The 9,633-nt window shown below is 58.1% G+C and carries 11 protein-coding genes and 1 tRNA gene; all 12 read right to left on the bottom strand.

Translation table 11 applies throughout. The features are described 5' to 3' along the window. Window positions 1-198 (bottom strand): NADH-quinone oxidoreductase subunit H (locus AC2VNK_RS09485; protein WP_486883574.1); only part of this gene is annotated, 198 nt, incomplete at its 3' end. Between the two features lie 11 nt (window positions 199-209). Next, complete coding sequence (gene nuoG, locus AC2VNK_RS09480) at window positions 210-2,555, bottom strand: NADH-quinone oxidoreductase subunit NuoG (protein WP_291521653.1); 2,346 nt, start codon at window positions 2,553-2,555, stop codon at window positions 210-212. Then, window positions 2,555-3,838, bottom strand: a complete 1,284-nt coding sequence (nuoF, locus tag AC2VNK_RS09475; protein WP_291521651.1) for an NADH-quinone oxidoreductase subunit NuoF — start codon at window positions 3,836-3,838, stop codon at window positions 2,555-2,557. Before nuoF ends, nuoG begins: the two co-directional genes overlap by 1 nt. Then, the gene (nuoE, locus tag AC2VNK_RS09470; RefSeq protein WP_291521649.1) at window positions 3,828-4,319 is read right to left on the bottom strand and encodes an NADH-quinone oxidoreductase subunit NuoE; all 492 of its coding nucleotides are present in this window, start codon (window positions 4,317-4,319) and stop codon (window positions 3,828-3,830) included. Before nuoE ends, nuoF begins: the two co-directional genes overlap by 11 nt. 3 nt (window positions 4,320-4,322) lie before the next feature. Further along, window positions 4,323-5,576 carry an NADH-quinone oxidoreductase subunit D gene (locus AC2VNK_RS09465; RefSeq protein WP_291521647.1) on the bottom strand — a complete coding sequence of 418 codons (1,254 nt, stop codon included), beginning with the start codon at window positions 5,574-5,576 and terminating at the stop codon, window positions 4,323-4,325. Continuing rightward, the gene (locus tag AC2VNK_RS09460; protein ID WP_291521645.1) at window positions 5,563-6,168 is read right to left on the bottom strand and encodes an NADH-quinone oxidoreductase subunit C; all 606 of its coding nucleotides are present in this window, start codon (window positions 6,166-6,168) and stop codon (window positions 5,563-5,565) included. Before AC2VNK_RS09460 ends, AC2VNK_RS09465 begins: the two co-directional genes overlap by 14 nt. A 3-nt stretch (window positions 6,169-6,171) precedes the next feature. Beyond that, window positions 6,172-6,648 carry a NuoB/complex I 20 kDa subunit family protein gene (locus AC2VNK_RS09455; protein ID WP_163098500.1) on the bottom strand — a complete coding sequence of 159 codons (477 nt, stop codon included), beginning with the start codon at window positions 6,646-6,648 and terminating at the stop codon, window positions 6,172-6,174. Next, on the bottom strand, window positions 6,639-6,995 hold the full coding sequence (locus AC2VNK_RS09450; protein WP_486883573.1) for an NADH-quinone oxidoreductase subunit A: 357 nt from the start codon (window positions 6,993-6,995) through the stop codon (window positions 6,639-6,641). The genes AC2VNK_RS09455 and AC2VNK_RS09450 overlap by 10 nt, the downstream gene beginning before the upstream one ends. A 131-nt stretch (window positions 6,996-7,126) precedes the next feature. Continuing rightward, window positions 7,127-7,211: transfer RNA gene (locus tag AC2VNK_RS09445), tRNA-Leu, on the bottom strand. A gap of 37 nt (window positions 7,212-7,248) precedes the next feature. Next, window positions 7,249-7,650, bottom strand: coding sequence for a preprotein translocase subunit SecG (secG, locus tag AC2VNK_RS09440; RefSeq protein WP_291521641.1), 402 nt, complete (start codon window positions 7,648-7,650; stop codon window positions 7,249-7,251). Window positions 7,651-7,654: 4 nt separating this feature from the next. Next, entirely contained in the window at window positions 7,655-8,416 is a 762-nt protein-coding gene (gene tpiA, locus AC2VNK_RS09435) for a triose-phosphate isomerase (protein ID WP_291521671.1), read from the bottom strand. 129 nt (window positions 8,417-8,545) lie between these two features. Next, window positions 8,546-9,633, bottom strand: a 1,088-nt coding sequence (gene glmM, locus AC2VNK_RS09430; protein WP_486883572.1) for a phosphoglucosamine mutase, incomplete at its 5' end; no start/stop codon positions are given.

Below are 9,633 nucleotides of genomic sequence, written 5' to 3'. Positions count from 1 at the left end.
GATCGCATCCGCAATCGGCTGCAGCGAACCCCTGAAGCCCACCCGATTAGGACCCAGACGTACCTGTATATAGCCGATCACCTTACGCTCGGCCAAGGTCAGATAGGCCACGCCCAATAGTAGCGGCACCACCACAATGATGATCTTGATCAACGACCAAAGGATCGCCCACCACGCCGTATTCTGCAAATCATGCATGGCTCTGCCTCCTAAGCACTGGCCGCAACGGCAGGCAGTGTCGCCATGGTCACCGCGCAGGTTGCGTATGTGGCGCCTAATGCGGCAGTTTCGTTATACCCCGCCGGCACCCAGACAGTACCCATCGGAATCCGCACATCCAGTACCAGAGGCAGCGAGATCTTGCCACAGTGACTGCTGATTTCGACGGAGTCCCCGCGCAGGGCCAGCGCCTTGGCCTGATCTGGATGCATTTTCGCCACGGCGGGCTGGGCGAGGGGCGCGGCACGCCGCACCAGTGGATCGCCCTGATAGATGGACCAGTCACCCAGACGGCATAACCCATCGGCAGACATGGGCTCAGGGACCGGCTCCAAAGTGGGAAAAGCATGGAAAGGCGGCACATCCAGCGCATAGTCCCCGATTGCGTGCTGCCAAGCGGCGGTTACTTCACTCAGTTCATTAAACTGGAATCCAGACAGCTTAAGACCGTCACCGAGCACGCGCAGTATCTTCCAGGCGGGACGCGCCTCGCCCGGCATTTTTACCGCTGCCCGAAAGGATTGCAGGCGCCCTTCATTATTAACGAACGATCCGGAACCCTCGGCAAAAGCCGCCATGGGCAGAATCACGTCAGCATACTGTTTCGCTTCGCCGGCAAACTGCGTGATGCTCAGCACGAACTCCGCTTTTTGCAAGGCCGCCAACGCCGCTGCGCCGCGCATCGCGTCCACACCCGGCTCTGTGCCTAGGAGTACGAAACCCCGCATATCCGCATCCCAAAGCGCATCGGCGGGCAGCCCCGGCGCAGGCGCCGTATGCCCCCCTGGCAAACGGTGGGGTACACAGCCACTCAGCCAGGCCCCGGCGCTATTGGCCTCTTGCGCCAGCCAGCCCACCCGCCCGCCCGCCAACTCGGCAAGCGTCTCAATCTGTGCAATCATCGCCGCCGCCTGCGGGTGGTGCAGCAAAGCACTACCGATGAGAATCAGCGGGTTGTCTGCCGCGAGCAAGTCGCTCGCGACATGCGCCAAGGGCACTGCGTCCGCCTTCTCAGCATGACCGGACAACTGGCTGCAGAGCGCCTCATAGAGGGCCAGATCAGCACCTGCATCCGCCACCAGTTGGGTTACGGGATAGTTGAAATCCCGACGCAGGCTATCGATGGCAATCACTTTACCGCCCTGCAACACGGACTTACGCAGACGATGGTTGGTCAGCGGCTGCTGTTGCCGCGGAAAGGCGTGGCAAAGCAGCACAACGGGTTCGCGCTCCAGATCTTCCAACGCCATGTTCAGAGCCGGATAGGTCGGCATCGCGGCATCCGCACGGAAATCCTGCTGACGCAGACGATGGTCCACATGCGGGCTGCCCAGACCGCGCAACAGGGCCTGGAAAAGCAAGAGCTCTTCGTTGCTGGACTGGGCCGAAATCAGACCGGCCAGTCGTCCCGCACCATGCCGGGCGATCATCTGCTCCAGTCCTGACAAAGCGGCATCCAGCGCTTCCGCCCACGAGGCCTCACACCACACTCCATCGACACGCAGCAAGGGCTGCGTCACGCGATCCTCGGCTTGCAGGCCGGTATAGGCGTAACGTCCCTTGTCACAAATCCAGTCTTCATTCACCGCCTGATTGGCACGTGGCAGTACCCGCAACACTTCACGGCCCAGACTCTGCACATCGGTATTACAGCCCGTCGAACAATGCGGGCAGAGTCCCGGTGTATGCTTCAACTCCCAGGAACGCGCCTTATAGCGGAAAGGTTTACTGGTCAGCGCGCCCACCGGGCAGAGGTCAATCATGTTGCCGGATAATTCTGACTGCACTGCCTTGGCGACATAGGTACCAATGGCCATATGCTCGCCACGCCCTGTCGCCCCGAGCTCCATGATCCCGCCGATCTCCTGGCCGAAGCGCACGCAGCGGGTACACTGGATGCAGCGGGTCATTTCCGTAGCGATAAGTGGCCCGATATTCTTGTCCTCCACGACCCGTTTCTCTTCCGTGTAGTGGCTGTGCGGGTTAGCAAAGCCCATGGTGATGTCCTGCAAGGGACATTCACCACCCTGATCACAGATGGGGCAGTCCAAAGGATGGTTGATAAGCAGAAACTCCAGCACCCCCTGCTGTGCCATCTTCGCCTTGCGCGAAGCGGTCGCAACCTTCATGCCATCGGCAACGGGCGTCGCACAGGCCGGCAATGGCTTGGGAGCTTTTTCTACATCCACCAAACACATGCGGCAATTGGCCGCGACCGACAATTTCGGGTGATAGCAGAAAAACGGGATATAAATCCCCAAAGACTCGGCGGCCTCCATAATGGTGGTCCCTGGTGCCACCTCAATGGCCTGCCCGTCGATTTCGATGTGCGGCATCAGGCAACTCCCATGCTGATCAGGCAACGCTTATGCTGAATGTGGTATTCATATTCTTCGCGGAACAGGCGGATAGAGCTGACCACCGGAGCCACGCCGCCATCGGCCAGGGCACAGATAGTGCGGCCCTCAATGCGCGAACCCACATCCAGCAGCAGTTGTAAGTCCTCTTCTCGGCCCTGACCGTTTTCGAGGCGATGCATCACCCGCCACAGCCAGCCCATGCCTTCCCGGCAGGGCGTACACTGGCCGCAGGATTCATGCATGTAAAAGCGGGCAATACGCTCCACCGTTTTCACAATGCAAACACTGTTATCTATGATAATCACCGAACCCGCGCCCAGCGCCGAACCGGCTTTGGAGATGGAGTCATAGTCCATGGTCACATCCATCATGGCGGCACCCGCCACCATGGCCGTGCTGGTTCCCCCGGGAATGACCGCCTTTAACTGGCGACCCGGTCGCAGCCCGCCTGCCATCGCCAACAAGTCCTTAAAGGGCAAGCCCATGGGCACTTCATAGTTACCCGGCTTCTGCACATGACCCGTCACCGAGAAAATTTTGGTGCCGCCGTTATTGGGCTTGCCCAAATTCAGGAACCAGTCACCGCCCTTGGTGATTATGTCCGGGACTGAGGCGAAGGTTTCCACATTATTGATGGTGGTAGGCCGTCCGTATAAGCCGTAACTGGCCGGGAATGGCGGTTTGAAGCGCGGCTGCCCCTTCTTCCCCTCCAACGCCTCCATCAGCGCCGTTTCCTCACCGCAGATGTAGGCACCCGCGCCGCGATATACATACAGATCAAAGGAGAAATCGGTACCGAGAATGTTCTGTCCGAGATAACCCTTCGCGTAAGCCTCTTCCAGCGCCCCTTCCACAATATGGATCGGTTCCACAAATTCGCCGCGGATGAAAATGTATCCGGCACTGGCCCCCATGGCGTAGGCACCGATAATCATGCCCTCAATCAGACGATGGGGTTCATAGCGCATGATGTCCCGGTCCTTGCAGGTACCGGGCTCACCCTCGTCGGCATTGCAAAGCAGATACTTGGTACCCGTCACCCCCTTGGGCATAAAACTCCACTTCAGCCCGGTAGGGAAACCAGCGCCACCCCGGCCACGCAGAGCAGATTTTTTTATCTCGCTGATGATCTGATCTGGCGCCATGGGGTCCAGCAGCACTTTGCGCAGAGCGCCATAGCCCCCGGTCCCGGCATATACGGAAAGACGGTGGGAGTCGGGCAAACCACGATTCTGCAGCGTAACACCATTAACGAACATCGTCGGCCCCCCCACGTAATTCCGCCAGCAAGGCATCCAGACTCTCCGGAGTCAAATTCCCGTAATAGTGATCACCGACCTGCAGCATCGGTGCGTCTTTACAGGCACCCAAACACTCCACTTCCTGCAGGGTAAAGAGACCGTCTGCGGTCGTCTCACCAAGGCCCACCCCCAGACGCTCACTGAGGTGCTGAAGTATCGCGTCAGAGCCGTTCAGAAAGCAGGATACGCTACCACAAACGCAGAGCTTGTGCCGACCCACCGGCTGGAGGTCGTACATACTGTAAAAGGTAGCCACCTCATAGACCTGAATCGCCGGGATGCCGAGCAGATCGGCGACATACTCCATCACCGCATCACTCAGATAACCCTGCTCCTCCTGGGCAATGCGCAGCGCCGCCAACAGGGCGGAACGTGCCTGATCCGCCGGATATTTGGCCCGTTCACGGGCAATTTCTGCCAGAGACTTTTCCGATAACATGGCTTACCTGTCGATCTCGCCGAAAACAATGTCCATGGTAGACAAAATAGCCACCACGTCCGCGATCATGTGTCCCCGCGCCATCTCATCCATGGCGGCAAGATGCGGGAATCCGGGTGCCCGGATTTTCATCCGGTAGGGCTTGTTGGCACCATCGGAAATCATGTAAATGCCGAATTCCCCCTTGGGGGCCTCCACCGCGGCATAGACTTCGCCCGCGGGGACCGCCATGCCCTCGGAGAAGAGCTTGAAGTGATGAATCAGCGCTTCCATGCTGGTTTTCATCTCTTCGCGGGGCGGCGTGGCCACTTTGAAATCATCGGTAATCACCGGGCCGGGGTTCTTGCGCAGCCAGTCCACACACTGGGCAATAATCTGGTTGCTCTGCCGCATCTCGGCCACACGAACCAGATAACGATCATAACAATCCCCGGTTTTACCCACCGGAATGTCAAAATCCAGTTCCGCATAAGCCGCGTAGGGTTGCGTACGCCGCAGATCCCAGGCCACCCCGGAAGCCCGCAGCATAGGACCGGTGAAGCCCAGTTGAATGGCCCGCTCCGGTCCCACCACGCCGATACCCACGGTGCGCTGCTTCCAGATACGATTATCCGTCAGCAGGGTTTCATACTCATCCACATAGGTGGGAAAACGGCGGGTAAAGTCTTCAATAAAATCCAGCATGCTGCCCTGGCGGTTGCCATTGAGTTCCGTCAAACGCTTAGCGTTCCGGTAAGGAGACGGCTGATACAGGGGCATCTGTGCCGGCAAATCACGGTAGACACCGCCCGGGCGATAGTAGGCGGCATGCATGCGCGCACCGGACACGGCTTCATAGACATCCATGAGGTCTTCCCGCTCGCGGAAGCAGTAGAGAAAGACACTCATCGCACCGACATCCAGCGCATAGGCACCCAGCCAGAGCAGATGATTGAGAACGCGGGTAATCTCGTCGAACAGGGTGCGGATATATTGCGCGCGGACAGGCACTTCGACACCGAGCAGTTTTTCCACCGCCAGGCAGTACGCATGTTCGTTGCACAGCATCGACACATAATCGAGACGGTCCATATAAGGCAAGTTCTGCAGATAGGTCTTGTTTTCCGCAAGCTTCTCTGTGGCCCTGTGCAGCAAACCGATATGGGGATCGGCGCGCTCGATCACCTCACCATCGAGCTCCAGCACCAGACGCAGCACGCCATGGGCAGACGGATGCTGCGGCCCGAAATTCATGGTGAAATTGTTAATTTCGGGCATTGTAGCGACCCTCCTCTTCCTCGCGGATGATACGCGGCACCACCACGCGCTCCTCAGTACGCGTCGGCTCGTAGACCACCCGGCCCTGATCCGCGTCGTAGCGCATTTCCACCGTACCAACCAGGGGGAAATCCTTACGGAAGGGATAACCTACAAAGCCATAGTCCGTGAGGATACGCCGCAAGTCCGGGTGACCGTCAAAGAGAATCCCGTAAAGATCAAAAGCCTCACGCTCAAACCAGTTGGCCGCCGCCCAGATATCCACTACGGATGGCACAATCGGCAGATCGTCATCGGCAAAAATACGCACCCGCAAGCGCTGGCGATGTTTCAGGGAGAGCAGATGATAGACCACGGCAAAGCGCGGACCCTCCCAGAGTCCATCGCCGTAGTCGACATAGTCCACGCCGCAGACGTCCACCAACAAATCAAAGGCGCAGTCCGCGTCATCCCGAAGCCGGAGACACGCCGCTAAAAAACCCTCACGGGACAACTCCACGGTCAACTCACCGCGATCCATCCGCGCGTTGCGCAGTGTCTCCCCCAGTGCTGCGCCCAGATACTGGCGCAAATTTTCGAGTGCGTCAGTCATGGCTCACCTGGCAATGGTATTGGTGCGACGGATTTTTTTCTGTAACTGAATCAGGCCGAAAAGCAAGGCCTCGGCAGTAGGCGGGCAACCCGGCACATAAATATCCACGGGCACGATGCGGTCACAGCCCCGCACGATGCTGTAGGAATAATGATAATAGCCGCCGCCGTTGGCACAGGAACCCATGGAGACTACCCAGCGGGGTTCCGGCATTTGGTCATAGACCTTGCGCAAGGCTGGCGCCATCTTGTTGACCAGCGTCCCCGCCACGATCATCACGTCGGACTGGCGCGGACTGGGACGGAAGACAATGCCGAAGCGATCCAGATCGTAGCGCGCGGCGCCAGCGTGCATCATCTCCACCGCACAGCAGGCGAGACCGAAGGTCATGGGCCAGAGAGAACCGGTACGGCTCCAATTCACCACGGTATCAATACTCGTGGTGACGAAGCCTTTTTCGAGGATACCTTCTATTCCCATTCCAGCGCCCCCTTCTTCCATTCATAAATGAAGCCAACGACCAGAATGGCAAGGAAAATCATTATGGCGAGGAAACCCACCATCCCGATCTGATCGAAGACTACCGCCCAGGGAAAGAGGAAGGCAATCTCCAGATCAAAGAGAATGAAGAGGATAGCCACAAGATAGTAGCGCACGTCGAATTTCACGCGCGCGTCCTCAAAAGCCTCGAACCCGCATTCATAGGGTGAGAGTTTTTCGCTGTCCGGCTTGCTTGGCCCCAGCGAAGACCCCATCAGCAGCGGGACTACGCCAACCACCAATGCAACGAGCAGAAATATGAGCACTGGCAAATAGTGGTTCAACATCCCCAACCCCCTCCACCCAATACAGGCCCCGGAAAACCTCATCCAAAGCCACCTATAAATTATTTTTTTATATGAAAATCAGAGTCGCACATGAAACCGGAGACAAAAAAACAGCCCTATGGGCTGCAATTTGGTGCCGAAGACCGGACTCGAACCGGTATAGCTTGCGCCGCCGCCCCCTCAAGACGGTGTGTCTACCAATTTCACCACTTCGGCTTAACGTTTAAAACTCTCTCATGACACGCCAACCACGTCAAGGCTTGACGGGGGGTTTTCCTGCAGAAGCAGAAGAAACCGCACCGGCCACCGGCCCCGCTGTCGTTGCTGCCGACTGCATCGGAGCAGCGACGACTGGCGCTACAGGTACCGCTGTGGTCACTGGCACTTTGCTAGGCAAAGTGATACCAGAAACCGTACTGCTGCTGGAGTGGTCGGAAAGATAGGCCAACCCAAGACTGTTCAGAAAAAATACGGCGCCAATCACGGCGGTAGTATGGCTCAGGAAATTACCTGCGCCACGCGCACCAAAAACCGTCTGCGAACCACCACCCCCGAAGACCGCGCCAATATCGGCACCTTGCCCTTTCTGAATCAGAATAAGCCCCACCAGCACGATACAAATGATGACCTGGAATACCAGCAACGCCGTGTACATCGACTCAGCCTCCTCGTCCTGCCGACTCGGCAGCACGACAAATTTGGATAAACTCACCCGCCTGCAAGGAAGCACCACCGACCAATCCACCGTCAATGTCTGCCTGGTCAAAAAGTGCGGCTGCATTGTTACCTTTTACGCTTCCGCCGTAAAGCAGTAACAGGCGTTTGGCAAGATGCGCCGAATAAGCGGCTACCAACCCACGGATGAAAGCATGTACCGCCTGTGCCTGTTCAGGGCTGGCACTCAGACCGGTGCCAATGGCCCAAACGGGTTCATAAGCAATGATCATATTGGATTGGCTCGCCTCGAGATTTAACAGCGGCAGAACGGCTTCGACCTGACGGCGCAATACCGCCTCCGTGGTGCCTTGCGCACGCTCCGCCTCTGTTTCACCTACACAGACCACTGGGATAAGGCCTGACAGCAGTGCCACTTTGACCTTCTGGGCGATCTGCGCATCGCTCTCCGCAAAAATCTGCCGCCGCTCTGAATGTCCGATCAGCACATAACGGCACCCCATATCACGGAGCATGGCCCCGGATATTTCTCCCGTATAGGCGCCGCTGGCCTCCCAGAAGAGGTTTTGCCCACCCCAGCGCAAGGCGCTGCTTTTAGCCTCCTGAGACACTGCGTGGAGCAGGGTAAAAGGCGGGAAGATCACCACCTCCGGGCGCATCGGCTCCAGCCCGGCATGGAGAATGGCTTGAGTAAGGTGCACTGCATCCGCACTCAAACCATTCATCTTCCAGTTTCCTGCTACCATTGTGGGACGCACGGCAATTCTTCCTTATGATCAATGTCCACGACGACCTCATCGTCCCCTGGGGGTTGCCGACGGCACGGTCATGATTATCTAATGTAGCGGCCAGTGTAAAGATTCAGTCTCGAATGGTCAATTTAGCGGTCCCGGGACCGTGTGGGTAAGGGCCAGCTTGACCAACTCTGTGGTCAGTATCGCCGCCACGTCGGCCGCCACGTCGGCAGAAGCCGCCTCTACCATGATCCGTAATACGGGCTCCGTACCGGATGGCCGTACCAGTAAGCGTCCGGTTCCTCCCAGACGATCCTCCGCCTCCGCAATGAGTTGATGCGCTAATGGCTGGTCGAGCAAACTGTGCGCACCTGCCATGCGCACGCTCTTCAACACCTGAGGAAAAGGACGGTAGCCTTCACGCAACACTGCCAGCGCCGCACCAGCGCGGCGCAGGATAGCCAATATCCGCAGCGCGGCAAGGATGCCATCGCCGGTAGTGTTCGCAGGTGTAATTATGTGCCCCGATGATTCGCCACCCAGCGGATAACCGTGGCGACGCATGGCCTCCAGCACATAACGGTCACCCACTGGCGCGCGCAACATGGGCACACCGCAGCCAGCCAGTGCCTGTTCCAGAGCGAGATTAGTCATGACCGTACCGACCACACCAGAGAGCTCGCCGTGCTGACACATATCCCGTGCCAGCAACCAGAGAATTTCATCACCGTCGAGTAATTCACCCTGATCGTCCACCAAGAGCAGGCGATCACCGTCACCATCAAAGGCAATGCCCATATCTGCGCCGGTGCGAAGCACTGCGGCACGCAGTGCTTCGGGATGGGTGGAGCCCACCTGATCGTTGATATTGATGCCGTTGGGCTCCGCCCCCAGCAAGTCCAGGGTGGCGCCCAATTCCCCGAAAATCATCGGCGCCACTTTGTAATTAGCGCCGTGCGCACAGTCCAGCACCAGACGCATACCGCGCAGGTCAAGATCGGCGGGGAAGGTGGTTTTGCAAAACTCTACATAGCGGCCCGCCGCGTCATCGACCCGCCGCGCCTTACCCAGACGCTCTGATGCAGACAGGGTCATGGGCCGGTCCATCCATGCCTCGATGGCCTCCTCCTGGGCATCCGGCAGCTTATAACCGTCTCCAGAGAAAAATTTGATGCCGTTGTCCTGATAAGGATTGTGCGAGGCGCTAATGACAATACCGGCATCCGCGC

The sequence above is a fragment of the Acidithiobacillus sp. TH-A35 genome (assembly GCF_057473505.1).
Note: the sequence above shows the minus strand (reverse complement) of the source record. Positions and strands in the feature narration are given on the sequence as shown.